Source organism: Phaeobacter sp. PT47_59, from assembly GCF_028890025.1.
Taxonomy (GTDB): domain Bacteria; phylum Pseudomonadota; class Alphaproteobacteria; order Rhodobacterales; family Rhodobacteraceae; genus Phycobacter.
The window spans coordinates 62,558-78,618 of record NZ_JARCJL010000009.1; the positions used below are offsets into that span (position 1 = coordinate 62,558).

At 62.6% G+C, this 16,061-nt stretch carries 15 protein-coding genes; 10 read left to right on the plus strand and 5 right to left on the minus strand.

Going from position 1 to position 16,061, the window contains the following annotated elements; all coding sequences use genetic code 11:
• Window positions 1–75 precede the first annotated feature (75 nt).
• From PXK01_RS10430 to lexA, 7 genes are all read left to right on the plus strand, one after another.
• Entirely contained in the window at window positions 76–657 is a 582-nt protein-coding gene (locus PXK01_RS10430; protein WP_274859947.1) for an anthranilate synthase component II, read from the plus strand.
• Window positions 654–1,676 (plus strand): anthranilate phosphoribosyltransferase, encoded by a 1,023-nt coding sequence (gene trpD / locus PXK01_RS10435; RefSeq protein WP_274859948.1) that lies wholly within the window; start codon window positions 654–656, stop codon window positions 1,674–1,676. The genes PXK01_RS10430 and trpD overlap by 4 nt, the downstream gene beginning before the upstream one ends.
• Window positions 1,676–2,326, plus strand: coding sequence for a uracil-DNA glycosylase (locus PXK01_RS10440; RefSeq protein WP_274859950.1), 651 nt, complete (start codon window positions 1,676–1,678; stop codon window positions 2,324–2,326). Before trpD ends, PXK01_RS10440 begins: the two co-directional genes overlap by 1 nt.
• A 14-nt stretch (window positions 2,327–2,340) precedes the next feature.
• Window positions 2,341–3,153, plus strand: coding sequence for an indole-3-glycerol phosphate synthase TrpC (gene trpC / locus PXK01_RS10445; RefSeq protein ID WP_274859951.1), 813 nt, complete (start codon window positions 2,341–2,343; stop codon window positions 3,151–3,153).
• Window positions 3,153–3,623: a cyclic pyranopterin monophosphate synthase MoaC gene (gene moaC / locus PXK01_RS10450; RefSeq protein WP_274846266.1), complete on the plus strand. Its 471-nt coding sequence runs from the start codon at window positions 3,153–3,155 to the stop codon at window positions 3,621–3,623. The genes trpC and moaC overlap by 1 nt, the downstream gene beginning before the upstream one ends.
• Window positions 3,624–4,799: a molybdopterin molybdotransferase MoeA gene (locus PXK01_RS10455; RefSeq protein ID WP_274846267.1), complete on the plus strand. Its 1,176-nt coding sequence runs from the start codon at window positions 3,624–3,626 to the stop codon at window positions 4,797–4,799.
• 122 nt (window positions 4,800–4,921) lie between these two features.
• On the plus strand, window positions 4,922–5,632 hold the full coding sequence (gene lexA, locus PXK01_RS10460) for a transcriptional repressor LexA (RefSeq protein WP_274846268.1): 711 nt from the start codon (window positions 4,922–4,924) through the stop codon (window positions 5,630–5,632).
• A gap of 144 nt (window positions 5,633–5,776) precedes the next feature.
• Here lexA and PXK01_RS10465 read toward each other — a convergent pair whose 3' ends face one another.
• Entirely contained in the window at window positions 5,777–7,810 is a 2,034-nt protein-coding gene (locus PXK01_RS10465) for a ComEC/Rec2 family competence protein (protein ID WP_274859953.1), read from the minus strand.
• Between the two features lie 79 nt (window positions 7,811–7,889).
• On the opposite strand from PXK01_RS10465, the gene gltX reads away from it, so the two are divergent.
• The 3 genes from gltX (at window position 7,890) to PXK01_RS10480 (ending at window position 11,873) form a co-directional block, all read left to right on the plus strand.
• Complete coding sequence (gltX, locus tag PXK01_RS10470; protein ID WP_274859955.1) at window positions 7,890–9,290, plus strand: glutamate--tRNA ligase; 1,401 nt, start codon at window positions 7,890–7,892, stop codon at window positions 9,288–9,290.
• A gap of 131 nt (window positions 9,291–9,421) precedes the next feature.
• Window positions 9,422–10,717 (plus strand): citrate synthase, encoded by a 1,296-nt coding sequence (gltA, locus tag PXK01_RS10475; RefSeq protein WP_274859956.1) that lies wholly within the window; start codon window positions 9,422–9,424, stop codon window positions 10,715–10,717.
• Window positions 10,718–10,961: 244 nt separating this feature from the next.
• Window positions 10,962–11,873 (plus strand): calcium-binding protein, encoded by a 912-nt coding sequence (locus PXK01_RS10480; RefSeq protein WP_274859957.1) that lies wholly within the window; start codon window positions 10,962–10,964, stop codon window positions 11,871–11,873.
• 186 nt (window positions 11,874–12,059) lie between these two features.
• Here the strand turns inward: PXK01_RS10480 and PXK01_RS10485 are convergent, their stop codons facing one another.
• The 4 genes from PXK01_RS10485 to PXK01_RS10500 all read right to left on the minus strand — a co-directional run bounded on the left by PXK01_RS10485 (window position 12,060) and on the right by PXK01_RS10500 (window position 16,053).
• A complete protein-coding gene (locus PXK01_RS10485; RefSeq protein WP_274846273.1) occupies window positions 12,060–12,836 on the minus strand; it encodes an enoyl-CoA hydratase-related protein in 777 nt (258 codons plus the stop codon).
• A 106-nt stretch (window positions 12,837–12,942) separates the two neighbouring features.
• Entirely contained in the window at window positions 12,943–13,422 is a 480-nt protein-coding gene (locus PXK01_RS10490) for a cytochrome c-type biogenesis protein (RefSeq protein WP_274859959.1), read from the minus strand.
• Between the two features lie 11 nt (window positions 13,423–13,433).
• Window positions 13,434–15,401, minus strand: coding sequence for a heme lyase CcmF/NrfE family subunit (locus tag PXK01_RS10495; RefSeq protein ID WP_274859960.1), 1,968 nt, complete (start codon window positions 15,399–15,401; stop codon window positions 13,434–13,436).
• A gap of 79 nt (window positions 15,402–15,480) precedes the next feature.
• Window positions 15,481–16,053 (minus strand): holin family protein, encoded by a 573-nt coding sequence (locus tag PXK01_RS10500; protein WP_446728441.1) that lies wholly within the window; start codon window positions 16,051–16,053, stop codon window positions 15,481–15,483.
• Window positions 16,054–16,061 lie beyond the last annotated feature (8 nt).

The window sequence follows — 16,061 nt, forward strand, 5'->3', positions numbered from 1 at the left end:
AGCCTGAACATGTATGTCGCAACAACTATACTGCGGTGCAAGCCCTGCCCGCCACCCTTAAAAGAGCCTGCCAAGATGTTGCTGCTGATCGACAACTACGACTCCTTCACCTACAACCTCGTGCACTATCTGGGTGAGCTGGGCGCCGAGATGGAGGTGCGCCGCAACGATGCGCTATCTGTCGAAGAAGCGCTGTCCTTGCGTCCCTCTGGCATTCTCCTCAGCCCCGGCCCCTGCGATCCCGATCAGGCTGGGATCTGCCTCCCCCTGACACTGGCGGCCGCCGAGGCGGGCATTCCCCTGATGGGTGTCTGCCTGGGGCACCAGACCATCGGCCAGGCCTTTGGCGGCAAGGTGGTGCGCTGCCACGAGATCGTCCACGGCAAGATGGGTCAGGTTCACCATCAGGGCAAAGGCCTGTTTGCCGGGCTGCCCTCGCCGTTCCAGGCGACCCGCTATCATTCGCTGATCGTGGAGCGCGACAGCCTGCCCGCCTGCCTGGAGGTCACGGCCGAACTGGAGGATGGCACCATCATGGGGCTGCAGCACCGCGATCTGCCGATCCATGGGGTTCAGTTCCACCCGGAATCCATCGCCTCGGAACATGGTCACGCCCTGCTCCAGAACTTCCTCAATGACATGAAGGTGCCCGCATGAGCGACCAGATGAAGCCGCTGATCGATGCCGCTGCCGATCGCCCGCTAACCCGTGCGGAAGCCGAAGAAGCCTTTGCCATGCTGTTCGAGGGGGAAGCGACGCCCAGCCAGATGGGCGGGCTGTTGATGGCGCTGCGCACCCGTGGTGAAACCGTGGACGAATATGCCGCCGCTGCTGCGGTGATGCGGTCCAAATGCAATGCGGTCCGCGCGCCCGAAGGGGCAATCGATATTGTCGGCACCGGCGGAGATGGTAAGGGCACGCTCAACATATCGACTGCGACCGCCTTTGTGGTTGCAGGCGCAGGCACGGTGGTGGCCAAGCATGGCAACCGCAACCTCAGCTCCAAATCCGGCGCGGCGGATGCCCTGGGGCAGATGGGAATCCAGGTGATGGTCGGCCCGCAGGTGGTTGAAAAATCACTGAAAGAGGCTGGAATCGGCTTCATGATGGCGCCCATGCACCACCCGGCCATTGCCCATGTGATGCCCACGCGGCAAGAACTCGGCACTCGCACGATCTTCAATATTCTGGGGCCGCTCACAAACCCCGCAGGTGTGAAACGGCAACTGACCGGCGCCTTTTCCCGCGACCTGATCCGGCCCATGGCGGAAACGCTGGGCCAGTTGGGATCGGAGCGCGCCTGGCTGGTGCACGGCTCTGACGGCACTGATGAGCTGACCATTACCGGCGTCAGCTGGGTTGCGGCGCTGGAAGAGGATGGCAGCATCCGCGACGTGGAACTCCACCCCGAAGACGCAGGCCTTCCGGTGCATCCCTTCGAGGACATCATCGGCGGCACGCCCGAGGAAAACGCAACCGCCTTCCGCGCCCTGCTGGACGGCGCGCCCTCGGCCTATCGCGATGCGGTCCTGCTGAACAGCGCCGCCGCCCTGGTGGTGGCGGGCGCTGCAGGTGATCTGCGCGAAGGCGTCACAAAGGCGCGCGAGAGCATCGACAGCGGCGCCGCCAAGGAGAAGATCGCAGCGGTCGCCCGGATCACCACCGAGGCCACCTGATGGCGCTGCCGACCGGACTTGGCGCCTGGACCGATTTGCCCTTCTTCGAAACCCGTTGGCCCGAAATCGATACCGCCTTGCAGCAGGACAGGCGCGAGATCCTGCCCCCCGCATCACAGCGGTTCGCGGCCCTGGAACTGACCCAACCCGAGGACACCCGGGTGGTCATCCTGGGTCAGGATCCCTATCCGACCCCCGGCCATGCCCATGGGCTGGCCTTCTCGGTGGAACCGGGTGTGACGCCCCTGCCGCGATCGCTTTCCAATATTTTCAAGGAATTGCAGAGCGATGCTCACAGTTCACGCCCCAACGGCGATCTGCGCGCCTGGGCGCGCCAGGGGGTGTTGTTGCTCAACACCGCCCTTAGCGTGCCTGCGGGCGATGCCAACGGGCACAAGGATCTGGGCTGGGATCAACTGGTCCGCGAGGTTCTGGAACGCACATCCGGGCGCCCTACTGCCTATGTGTTTTGGGGAAAACAGGCGCAAAGGCTTGAAAAACACCTTCATCCGGGCGATCACCTGATCCTGAAGACTGCGCATCCCTCGCCGCTATCGGCGCGACGCGGCTTCTTCGGATCGCGGCCGTTTTCGGCAATCAACACCTGGCTGCAAGAACGCGGCCATGCGCCCATCGACTGGGCCGCCTGACGGGAGGCAAGCTTATGACAGAAAACGTGCTCGACAAGATCAAGGCCTACAAGCTCGAAGAAGTGGCCGCTGACAAGGCCGCCGTTCCCATGGCTGAGGTGGAAGCCGCCGCCCGCGAGGCCTCACCTGTGCGCGGTTTTGCCGAGGCGTTGATCGGTGCCGGTCGCCAGGGCTACGGGCTTATCGCCGAAATCAAGAAGGCCAGCCCCTCCAAGGGTCTGATTCGCGAGGATTTCGACCCGGTCGCGCTGGCGCAGGCCTATGAGCAGGGCGGCGCCACCTGCCTGTCAGTGCTCACTGACACCCCGAGTTTTCAAGGCGCAAAATCCTTCCTGACCGAAGCGCGGGACGCCTGCACCCTGCCCGCCCTGCGCAAGGATTTCATGTATGACCCCTATCAGGTGGCCGAAGCCCGTGCCCTTGGCGCCGATTGCATCCTGATCATCCTAGCCTCGGTCTCAGACGCGCAAGCCGCAGAGCTGGAAGACTGCGCCATGGCCTGGGACATGGACGTCCTCCTGGAGGTGCACAATGCCGAAGAACTGGAGCGCGCCTGCGCCCTGAAATCCCCGCTGATGGGAATAAACAACCGCAATCTCAAGACCTTCGAGACCACGCTTGATACCACGCGAGAGCTCTCCCGCAAGGTTCCCGCGGATCGGACCATCGTCTGCGAAAGCGGCTTGTTCACCCCGCAGGATCTGGCCGATATGGCGCGCTACGGTGCCCGCACCTTCCTGATCGGTGAGGCGCTGATGCGGCAGGACGATGTCGCCGCCGCGACCCGGAAACTGCTGGCCAACCCTCTCACGCCGGGGGCGATGTGATGGCGCTCACGCATTTTGACGGCAAGGGCGATGCCCACATGGTGGATGTCTCGGACAAGGCGGTGACCTCTCGTATCGCCACCGCCGAAGGCCACATCAAGATGGCCCGGGAAACCTTTGATATCATATCCGAAGGGCGCGCCAAAAAGGGGGACGTTCTCAGCGTTGCCCGGTTGGCCGGCATCATGGGGGCCAAGAAGACGCCGGATCTGATCCCCCTGTGCCATCCCCTGCCGGTGACCAAGGTCGCGGTGGAGCTGACCCTGGATCCGGACCTGCCCGGCGTGCGGATCGAAGGCACGGTCAAGACCACCGGCCAGACCGGTGTTGAAATGGAGGCCCTGACAGCGGTCTCTGTCGCAGCACTCACCGTCTATGACATGGCCAAGGCCGTGGATAAGGCGATGGAGATCGGCGGCATTCGCGTCACGTTGAAAGACGGCGGTAAATCAGGCCGGTACGAGGCATAGATGATCTCAGTCAGCGAAGCCCGCGCGCATCTGTTGAAACTGGTGTCTCCACTGGAGACCGAGATGGTTCCCCTCGCAGAGGCATCGGGCCGGGTATTGGCACGTGAAGTTTCTGCCCGGCGGGATCAGCCGCCTTTTTCCGCGTCGGCCATGGACGGTTACGCCGTCAAAGGCGCCGAAGTCGAGCTGCACGCCATGTTCAAGGTGATCGGCGAGGCCGCCGCCGGGCATCGCTTTGAAGGCGTGGTCGGTGCAGGCCAAGCGGTGCGGATCTTCACCGGCGCCCCGATCCCCGAAGGCGCCGGTTTCGTGGTCATCCAGGAAGATGTCACCCGCAAGGGCGACCTAATCACCATCACCGATGAGCCCGGCGATGGCGACAACATCCGCCCCCGTGGCGGCGACTTTTGCGCCGGACAGACCGTAGCGGCGCCCCGCCGCCTGACCGCTTCTGACATAGCCCTGCTCGCGGCGATGAACATCGCCGAAGTGCCCGTCACCCGGCGGCCCGAAATTGCGTTGATCTCTACCGGTGACGAATTGGTCATGCCCGGCAGCACCCCCGGCCCGGATCAGATCATTGCCTCCAATACCTTTGGCCTGAAGGCGCTGCTCGAAGGATTGGGCGCCCATGTGCGCATCCTGCCGATCGCCCGCGACACCCACAGTTCCCTGCGCACGGCCTTTTCCCTGGCCAAAGGCGCCGATCTGGTGGTGACCATCGGCGGCGCCTCGGTTGGCGATCACGACCTCGTTGCCGATGTTGCCGCTGACCTTGGAATGGAGCGGTCCTTTTACAAGGTGGCGATGCGCCCCGGCAAACCGCTGATGGCGGGACGCTTGGATGGTGCCGCAATGGCAGGCCTGCCAGGCAATCCGGTCTCTGCCATGGTCTGCGGCCATATCTTTCTGGCCCCGATGGTGCGGGCCATGCTGGGGCTGCCGCCGCAGCAGGATGCGATCCAAACTGCCACCCTTGCAGCGCCGCTTAGCCGGAACGGGCCGCGCGAACACTATATGCGGGCCACTCTGACGGAGCAGGGACAGATCGAGGCGTTTGAACGGCAGGACAGCTCTCTGCTCTCTATCCTGGCTGAGGCAAACGCCCTGTTGATCCGCCCGCCGCATGATCCGGCCCGCGCGGTTGGTGACAGGGTTTCCTACCTGCAATTGTGACCGCAAATCACCCTCTGATTGCAAAATGAGAGCAAAATCACCAAAGCCGCCGCGCATTCTATTGACACAAAACGTGAACATGAATAGAACAAAACAAAACACAACGGCGCAAAGGGGCGGTTATGCTGACGCAAAAGCAGTTGGATCTGTTGGAGTTCATTCACACACGCCTGCAACGGGATGGTGTGCCCCCCAGCTTTGACGAAATGAAGGTCGCGCTGGATCTGCGCTCCAAATCCGGCATTCACCGGCTGATCACAGCGCTTGAGGAACGCGGGTTTATCCGCCGCCTGGCGCACCGGGCGCGTGCGATTGAAATCCTCCGCCTCCCCGACAGCATCGCGGGCGGTGGCGCAGGGTTTTCGCCTAGGGTGATTGCAGGTGGTGCCGATGACAATGACCACTCGGCCCAGGGCGCCGCGCCGATGGCTGCCCAGGCCGCAGCTGCGATGGAACTGCCGGTGATGGGGCGGATCGCTGCCGGCGTTCCGATAGAGGCGATCAGCCAGATCTCCAACAGGGTGAGCGTGCCCAGTTCCATGCTTTCTGCCAATGGCGCCCATTACGCGCTGGAGGTGCGCGGCGATTCCATGATCGAGGCCGGGATCAACGATGGCGATATCGTGGTGATCCGCGAATCCGACACTGCCGACGATGGCGACATCGTGGTCGCCCTGGTCGAAGGACATGAGGCAACCCTGAAGAAGATCTACCGCCGCCACAACAACACGGTTGAGCTGGAAGCCGCGAACCCCGCCTACAAGACACGCTGCTACCCCGCGGATCAGGTCAAGGTTCAAGGTCGCCTGGTGGGGCTTATCCGAAGCTATTGATCGGTGGCACGCCCCTGGCGCTCCTCGTCTATTGCAACCCGTTGATCTCAGTGCCGCAATACGGGTGTCCGTGTGATACGAGGCCCGGTGTGATCGGGGCGTCAGCTTACATGTCTCGACCTTGGAGCAAAGGGAAGCTTGCCTTCAGTTTCGCGCATTTGCGCTGGCCTGTGGGCCTGTCCAAAGTCGCCGCCCGGCAAGATCGGCTGCGGTGACCAGGGTTCCATCGGCTTCGATCCTGATACTGCCAGTTTCGCGCATCTTCTGTGGATCCAGCACCAGACAGGGACCGTCAATCTTTAGATCGACAGTCGACACCAGGATCTCGTCCGCGGTGCACCCCACCACCTGAGCGGCTGCGCCCTTGCCCACCAGGTGATACATCCGGAATGACCCGACAGAGGCCTGCCATGGCCGTGACGGCTCGGTCGGCGTGCGCGCATGGGCGGCTTTCTGGCTGCTGCGATCCCCGTCATTCTCCAACCAGACCTTTGCGGCAAATCCTTTGGCCTTCTCGCGCGATAGCATCCTTCCGTCCGGACCCAGAACCCCGACCAAACCGGCCTCCGGAGAAATCAGGGCGGCGGGGCGGTGGCTCTGCGACCACAGGAGACCTGCCACAAGGATGGGCACCCCCCCCGCCACACGAAGCAGGCCCTGCCAGATCAACAGGAACAGCCCACCGCCCGCGATCAGCGGCAGCACCAAAGGATCGGGCTGCAGAATACTGCGATCGGCCCCCGGCAAGGCCGCCACATGGCTGGCCACAGCCAAGATCCAGTCCAATCCAGCGGCCATCACCGTCAGCGCCAGCTCCTCCGCCCCCAGCGGCAGCAACATCAGGGCAGCAACAGCCGCGGGCACGACGATCAGCCCCATCACCGGCACCGCCAGCAGATTGGCCAGCAGCCCGTAGTGAGACAGGGTGTTGAAATGGGCCGCCCCAAATGGCGCGGTTGCCAGCCCCGCCACAAGCGAGGACAGGCACAGGCCGACAATGGGGCGCAGCCAAGTCGGCCCCAGGGAATAGCCGCGGTCCCGGATCCCGGAAAAGACGCCAACCAAAGCGGCAGTCGCGGCAAAGCTCATCTGAAAGCCCGGGCTGAGCAGGGCTTCCGGGCGCCTCAGCAAGACAAGGACGGCGGCAACTGCAACCGCCCGTAGGGAAATCGCACGCCGATCGATCAGCACGGCGCCAAGCATCACGAGCACCATGATAAAGGCACGTTCGGTGGCCACATTGCCTCCGGACAAGGCCAGGTATCCAAAGGCCGCCAGAAGCGCCACCGCAGCTGCCCATTTCTTGACGTTGATCCGCAGGGCAAGGGCCGGAACCAGACATAGACCGAACCGCAAGACGGCAAAGACGAATCCGGCGACCAGCCCCATATGCAGGCCCGAAATCGCCAGAAGATGGGCAAGGTTGCTTGCCCGCAGGTCCTGCAGCGTCTCCTGGCTGACCCCGCTTCGGTCACCGGTGGTGATGGCCGCGGCAATCGCACCGCTCGGACCGGGCAGCCGCTGCCGCAGGCCCAGGGCGATGTCCCGGCGCAGGCCCTCCAGGCTCATCTCCGGGGGCGGCGCATCAACCATCAGGACGGGCACCCGCGTGTAGCCGCTTGCCCCCAGCTGCATGAACCAGGCATATCTCCGGAAATCAAAGCCCCCCGGCTCGACCGGTCCCTGAGGCGGCATCAGATGCGCCGTCGTTGCAACCCGTGCGCCCACCGGCGGCAAGGTGGCATCGGTCAGAAGCGTGATCCGCACCCGTTCAGGCGTTTTGGGGCCAGGCACATCCGTGAGACGCAGCTGATCCAGGGTCAGTCGCATCAGGTCGCGAGCCGATCGATCGATCTGAACAAGACGCCCCTCCACCGGGCCATAATAGCGAAAGGACAGAACCGGCGCCTCCAGCCAGTGGCTGCGCAGCCCGGCAACAGAAAATCCGATCAATGCGATCAGGAGGGCACGGCCCAGCAATCCTATGGCACTGGCATGCAGCACCGACAGGCCGCTTACCCCGACCAGGGTCGCGACGCTCAGATAGGTCAGTGCGCCCGGTTCGACCGGCACAGCGAAATAGACCCCTATTCCAAGCCCAAGAAACACTGGCCCCCAAGCCAGCAGATGTCCCCTTTGAACCTGTAGCAGCTGGTCCAGGATGCGCATCATTCCCATGCTTGCTCCTGACCCTTCGGGTGGGTAGACAGGCTAAAACGCTAATCCCCCTATGGTTACCAAAAGGTAAATCACTTCCATGTCCAAACCGGTCGTCACCCGTTTCGCCCCCTCGCCCACCGGCTTTCTGCACATCGGTGGCGCGCGTACCGCGCTGTTCAACTGGCTTTATGCGCGCGGGCGCGGCGGCAAATTCCTGCTGCGGATCGAAGACACCGACCGTGAACGCTCGACCCCCGAAGCAACGGCAGCGATCCTGCAGGGGCTGGAGTGGCTGGGGCTGGATCACGATGGCGATGTGATCAGCCAGTTTGCCCGCGCCGACCGCCATGCCGAGGTTGCCCACCAGCTATTGGCCGAGGGCAAGGCCTACAAGTGTTTTGCCAGCCAGGATGAAATCGCGGCCTTCCGCGATGCGGCGCGGGCCGAGGGCAAATCCACCCTGTATCGTTCACCCTGGCGCGATGCGGATCCCGCGACTCATCCGGATGCGCCCTATGTGGTGCGCATCAAGGCACCGCAGGAGGGCACAACCGTCATTCACGACGAGGTCCAGGGCGATGTAACCATTCGCAACGACCAGCTGGACGACATGATTCTGCTGCGCTCGGATGGCACACCGGTCTACATGCTGGCCGTGGTGGTGGACGATCACGATATGGGCGTGACCCATGTGATCCGCGGCGATGACCACCTGAACAACGCCGCCCGGCAGATGATGATCTACCAGGCCATGGGCTGGGATATTCCGGTCTGGGCCCATATCCCGCTGATCCATGGCCCCGATGGCAAGAAACTCTCCAAACGCCACGGCGCCCTGGGCGCGCAGGAGTACCAGTCGATGGGCTATCCGGCGGCCGGCATGCGCAACTACCTGGCGCGGCTTGGCTGGAGCCATGGCGATGACGAGTTCTTCACCGACGCCCAGGCGCGCGACTGGTTCGATCTGGATGGTATCGGCAAAAGCCCGGCGCGGTTCGACACCAAGAAACTGGAAAACCTCTGCGGCCAGCATATCGCCGTTAGCGATGACGCCGCATTGCGGCAGGAAATCACCGCCTATCTGGCGGCGGCGGGCGAAGCAGCCCTGACTGACGTTCAGTCAAATGATCTTGAACGCGCCATGTACTGTTTGAAGGACCGGGCCAAGACTTTCCCGGAACTTCTTGAGAAGGCGCATTTTGTCCTTGTTTCGCGCCCCATCGAGCCGGATGCGAAGGCGGCAAAAGCCCTGTCATCTGTATCCGATAGTATACTGAAAGAATTGACGCCGCAGTTGCAAAGTGCTAGCTGGACCCGTGACGATCTGGAGGCGCTTCTGAACGCATTTGCGGAAGCACATGATACCAAGTTCGGCAAGCTGGCAGGCCCCTTGCGGGCAGCTCTTGCGGGCCGGGCGGTAACGCCTTCGGTGTTCGATATGATGCTAATTCTGGGCCGCGAGGAAACGCTGGCCCGTTTGACCGAAGCAGCAGGCTGACCCCTTACCTTAACGCTTGGGTAAGCCTGTTCCGATACGACCTCACCTGCGCGATGCATCGCGTGGGTGCTGCCTGCGCAAGACCCGGATGAAATCCGGGCTTTTTGCGCCTGTAACAGGAAGGGACATCTATGACCGATACCAATAAGACAGCCCAGCTCAGCCTCAATGGCGAAACCTATGAGCTGCCCATCTTCTCTCCGACCGCTGGGCCCGATGTCCTGGACATCCGCAAACTCTACGCCCAGGCCGGTGTCTTTACCTATGATCCCGGTTTCACCTCCACCGCGAGCTGCGACAGCACCATCACCTTCATCGACGGTGGCAAGGGCGAGCTGCTGCACCGTGGCTATCCGATCGACCAGCTGGCCTCGCAGTCGCATCACCTCGAAGTCTGCTACCTGCTGCTTTATGGTGAGCTGCCCACCGCCGCGCAGCTGGAAGACTTTGAAACCCGTGTGACCCGTCACACCATGGTGCATGAGCAGATGCACAACTTCTTCCGCGGCTTCCGCCGTGACGCGCATCCGATGGCGACCCTGGTGGGTGTGGTCGGCGCCATGTCCGCCTTCTATCACGATTCCACCGACATCAACGATCCCTGGCAGCGTGAAGTGGCCGCGATCCGCCTGATCGCCAAACTGCCCACCATCGCAGCCATGGCCTACAAGTATTCGATCGGCCAGCCCTTCGTTTATCCGCGCAACGATCTGGATTACGCGGCGAACTTCCTGCACATGTGCTTCTCGGTTCCGGCCGAGGAATACCACGTCGACCCGATCCTCGCCCGCGCCATGGACCGGATCTTCATCCTGCACGCCGATCACGAGCAGAACGCCTCGACCTCGACCGTGCGTCTGGCCTCCTCTTCGGGCGCCAACCCCTTTGCCTGTATCGCTGCCGGTATCGCCTGTCTCTGGGGTCCGGCCCATGGCGGCGCCAACCAGGCCTGCCTGGAGATGCTGAAGGAAATCGGCACCGTTGACCGCATTCCGGAATTCCTGGCCCGCGCCAAGGACAAGAACGATCCGTTCCGCCTGATGGGTTTTGGTCACCGGGTCTACAAGAACACCGACCCGCGCGCCAAGGTGCTGAAGCAATCCGCCGATGAGGTGCTGGAGCTGCTGGGCGTCGAAGACAACCCGCTGCTGCAGGTCGCCAAGGAACTGGAGCAGACCGCGCTTAACGATCCGTACTTCATCGAGAAGAAACTGTTCCCGAACGTGGACTTCTACTCGGGCATCATCCTGGAGGCGATGGGCTTCCCGACCTCCATGTTCACGCCGATCTTCGCCCTGTCGCGTACCGTCGGCTGGATCTCGCAGTGGAAAGAGATGATCGCAGACCCACAGAACAAGATCGGCCGTCCGCGTCAGCTGTACCTCGGCCAGACCGCGCGCGATTACGTGGATATCGAAAACCGCTGATCGCCCCTATTTCGAACACAACCGCCCTGCACCTCTGGTTGCGGGGCGGTTTCTTTTTAAGCGGGATTTCGTTTCAGAAACACCCGCGATACACGACACTGTATCCTTAATAAGAACAATTGAGACTCAATATTTATATTGTTCTCAGGGCATAGACAGAAAACGAAGAATATCGAATTCGCCTTGCCCCCAAATTGCGAGCAATTAAACTTTAAGTAGAATCGTCATTATTGGGGGAAGAATTGTGCTTTGGATTGGTTTGCTGGGACTGAGCCTTGTGGCCGGTTTCATTATATTGGACGACGATGATGATCAGGCATCCACTGGTCAGGAAGAGCCACCCGGCCAGGAAGACCCGGATCTGCCGCCAAACACCTTCGCGGGCACCGACGGCAACGATATCCTGATCGGAAATCAGCAGGACAACAGCCTGCTGGGGCGGGAGGGCGACGACTCTCTGGAAGGTCGCATCGGGGGCGACCGGCTGTTCGGCGATGACGGCATGGATACGCTTTTTGGCGGCGACGGCAACGACAGTGTCTTTGGCGGCGATGGCGATGATTTCCTGAACGGCGGGCGCGGTGACGATCTCATTCGCGGCGGCGCTGATCATGATGTGCTGATCGATCGCCTCGGCTCTGACACCATGAACGGCGACTTGGGGCAGGATCTGATCATATCCAGCGGGCAGCTGCCGCCCGGACTGCTACAGGCGCAACTGCAGGCCTCCGGGCCAGAAAACGGCCCCCAGGATCTGCTGCGCCAATTGGGGATCGACATGACCGACGATCCGGATCGCAACGGTGACAGCGTCGATGGCGGTCAGGGGGACGACACCCTGCTCTTTGGCGTGGATGACACGGTCACTGGCGGCGATGGCGCAGATCGCTTTATCACCGGCTCCTGGCTCGAAGGTCAGGAAGCTGCCACCATCACCGATTTCCAGCTCGGAGAGGATCAACTGGTCTACACCTATGATCCAGCCGCTGGCGGGGAGCCGGAACTGACGGTCGAAAATGCAGCCAATGGATCCGGAGGCAGCGATGCCATCGTCTATGCCGATGGAGTCGAGGTTCTGCGTATTCTGGCACAGGACGGCCAGTTCGATCCGGCCCTGGACATTCGCCTGCTCCCCTATCCGGTCGGTGTCGGCTGATCAGGGTTCAGGCTATCCTACGTAACTGACGCCAAACCCCAGAGTTACCGGGGTTTGGCGCGCCCATGTTTGCCATGGCGAGGGTTGCCGGGGCGCGCATATCAAGGCGCTGTGAGGCGGCAGAATACGCTCCGGGTGTCGACCTCAAGCCAGCCCGACCCACAGTTCGCCCCACGGGGCGCGATTTCAGCGACCTTCGAACTTCGCAGGGCGTTTCTCCATGAAGGCGGTGACCCCTTCGAGGAAATCGCGGGTCTTGCCGCATTCGCCCTGCAGATGCGCCTCCGCCGACAGCTGTTCCGGCAGGCTCTTGCCATAGCTGCCGCGGATCGCGGTCTTGATGGCGCCAAAGGCCTTGGTCGGACCGTTGGCCAGATAGGCCGCCCGCGCCCGCCAATGGGCATCAAACTCTGCATCGGGGACCGCTTCCCAGATCATGCCCCAATCGCTGGCCTGCCGGGCGGTGATCTTGTCGGCAAAAAGCGCCGCGCCCATTGCCTTGGCCAGCCCCATCTGACGGGGCAGGAACCAGGTGCCGCCGGCATCGGGCATCAGGCCGATCCGGGCAAAGGCCTGCATGAAATAGGCGCTTTCGGTGGCAATCACCACATCTGCGGCCAAGGCAAGGTTCGCCCCGGCCCCGGCCACGGGACCGTTGACCACCGACATGGTGGGTACGGGGCAGTCATAGAGCGCCTCCAGCATGGGCGTATATTCATCCCTGAGGGTCCGCTCCATATCCAGAGCCGCCGAGCCCGACGCATCGCTCAGATCCTGACCCGAGCAGAAGGCGCCCCCGGCCCCGGTCAGCACAACCGCCCGTGCCTCGCCAGCGGCGCGTTTCAGCGCATGGGTGATCTCGGCCCGCATCTGGCCTGTCAGGGCGTTCATCTTCGATGGCCGGTTCAGGGTCACGATCGCCAGACCGTCATCGTTGGAATAGAGGATCTCTTTGTAGTCCATCACGGGGCCTCATCTGTCATTTCGGGCGCGCGGTGCAGATCGCGCACGCACTTTGCTTTGCGCCATGGTGGCGCAAAGCCAGGGGCCGGGAAAGATGGACCCGGCGTCACTCGTCCAGAATTTGCCGCAGACGGGCCTCTTCCTCGTGGCTCAGCCCTGCCTCGGCCGTCTTCGGCGCCCGCGCACGGCCGCGCAGATAGGCGGCAGCCAGTCCCAGCGCCAGGAGCATCATCAACGGCCCCGCGGCCCACAGCATCCAATTGGCCCCCGAGGTGGTGGGGCGCAGCAGCACATATTCACCGTAGCGATCCACCACGAAATCGATGACCTCACCGTCGCTGTCCCCCGCCACCAGCCGTTCCCGCACCAGCAGGCGCAGATCGCGGGCCAGATCGGCATTGGATTCGTCGATATTCTCGTTCCGGCAGACCAGGCAACGCAGATCCTTTGACAATTCCCGCGCGCGCCCTTCCAGAACCGGATCCGCCAGGACTTCATCCGGCTGCACCGCCCATGCGGCTCCGGGGAGCGTTACCCCCAGTGCACCCACGAACAGCGCCAAAGATGTGACGGCAACCTTGAACATTCCCGCGCCCCTCATTCTGCCGGAACCTTTGCTCCGCCTGCGCTTTTTCGCGCGCCAGCCGCCACCCGGAACCGCCTGTCGCTGAGGCTGAGAAGGCCGCCCAAAGCCATCAGGATACAGCCGCCCCAGATCCAGTTCGCCAGCGGTTTGATATAGGTCCGCACGGTCCAGCCGCCGCTGTCCTGCTGGTCGCCAATCACCACGTAGATGTCACGCAGGATCTGGTAATCGATCGCCGCTTCGGTGGTGGGCATCTTGGCAACCGGGTAGTCCCGTTTTTCCGGATGCAGCACCGCGACCTCATCCCCACTCTGGAAAACGCTGACCGTCGCCATGGTGGTGAAGTAATTGGGGCCCCGCGCCCGATCGACCGAATCCAGCACCAGTTCATAGGAGCCAACCGTGAACGGCTCCCCGATCTGCGCGACGCGAATGTCCTCTTCCTGCCAGGCCGTGAGGCCTGCAATCGCAAAGATGGTGATGCCAAGACCCGAATGGGCCACGGACTTGCCCCAGTCGGCGCGCGGCAGGCGCAGCAAACGCCCCGCACGACCACCCTGCCCGGTGCGCGACCACAGATCCGCCGCCGCACCAAAGACCATCCAGGCGCCCAGGAACAGACCCACAGGCCCCAGCGCCGAACGCCCCGTCTGCATCGCCCAGGCGAGAACCGCCAGGGCCAGCGACAGCACCAGAACATAGCGCAGATACCAGACGGTCTGCCCGATCCGCCCCCGTTTCCAGGGCATCATGGCGCCGATAGGCAGGATCGCACCCAGCACCACCATGAAGGGGGTAAAGGCCGCGTTGAAGAAGGGCGGACCGACGCTCAGCTTACGATCAAAGGCCATTTCGGCCACCACGGGCCAGAGCGTGCCGAAGAAGACGACAAAGCAGCTGACCGCCAGCAGGATGTTGTTGGCCACCAGCGCGCCTTCGCGGCTGACAATGCCAAAAACACCCTTGGCCTGCATTTCCTGTGACCGGGCGGCGAACAGTGTCAGCGCACCACCGGTGAAGAAGGCCAGGATGAACAGGATGAAAACACCGCGTTCGGGATCATTGGCAAAGGCATGCACCGAGGTCAGAAGACCGGACCGCACAATGAAGGTCCCGATCAGCGAGAAGCCGAAGGCCAGGATCGCCAGGAGGATGGTCCAGCTTTTCAGCGCCTCGCGTTTTTCGACAACGATGGCCGAATGCAGCAGTGCCGCCGCCAAGAGCCAGGGCATGAAGGAGGCGTTCTCCACCGGGTCCCAGAACCAGAACCCGCCCCAGCCAAGCTCGTAGTAAGCCCACCAGGATCCCAGCGCGATGCCGATGGTCAGGAAGATCCAGGCCGCCAGCGTCCAGGGCCGCACCCAGCGTCCCCAGGCCGCATCGATCCGCCCTTCGATCAGGGCCGCCACGGCAAAGGAAAACGCCATCGAAAGCCCGACATAGCCGAGGTACAGAAACGGCGGATGGAAGGCGAGACCCGGATCCTGAAGCAGCGGGTTCAGATCCTGCCCGTCAAAGGGCGGCACCGCCAGGCGCAGAAAGGGGTTGGAGGTGAACAGGATGAAGGCAAAGAAGGCAACCCCGATGGCCGCCTGAACCGCCAATACCCGCGCCTTCAGGGTTTGCGGCAGGCCGCCGCCAAAGATCGAGGCCAGCGCGCCGAACAGGCTGACGATCAGCACCCAAAGCAGCATGGAGCCTTCGTGGTTCCCCCAGGTGCCGGAGATCTTGTAGAGCATCGGTTTCGCCGAATGGCTGTTCAGCGTCACCAGCCGCAGCGAGAAATCCGAGGTGACAAAGGCCCAGACCAGCGCCGCAAAGGCAAAGGCGGTAAAGAAGAACTGCGCCTGCGCAGCCGGTTCGGCAACGGCCATCCAGCCGGGCCAGCGTTTATGGGCACCCACCATGGGGACAACCATCTGGACGATGGCCACCATGAAGGCGAGGACGAGGGCGAAGTGACCGAGTTCTGTAATCATGCCTCAGTCTATAATATTTTGCAGAAGCCGCGCCAATGACATTCGGCGCGTCCAGCCGCCGCAGTACACGATTTCGTGATCAACCATTGAGAGATTGGGAAGCACTCTCTTCTTCGCTGCGCCGCCAGGCGCGCAGGGCTGCGTTCTCGGCCTCTGCCAGGCGCGTCTCGGCCTCCTGTGCGCCTTCCTTCTGTGTGTCTGTCTGTTGCCCGCCTGTTTCCTGCAGCTGAACTCCCACCGGCAACCGATTGAAAGCACGTGCGAGGCTGCGTTGAAAGTCCTGGCTCTTGGCCTGATGACGTGCTCCGAAATAGAAGGAGACGATCACGCCCAACAGCCACCACAGCGGCTCCGGCACCAGAGCAAGCCCCCGCATCCTTTGTGCGAACCAGATCGGTTCGATCATTGCGCTCGCCAAGAGCGCCAGGGTGGCAAAGGCCATCAAAGGGCGCGGCAGGCGGTTCAGCCCATCCATCACCCTGTCAAAACCACTGCGCTCGGCACGGTCGAACTCGGCTGCGAATTGCCGCAGGGCGGCGCTGCGATCCAGATGCGCACGCTGTGCCCCGCCCTCGGCATTTTCGCGGAACACCTCAACGGTCTCGCGTAACAGGTTGCGATCATTTCCAAATAAGGACTTGAGCAGCGCCATGATCATCG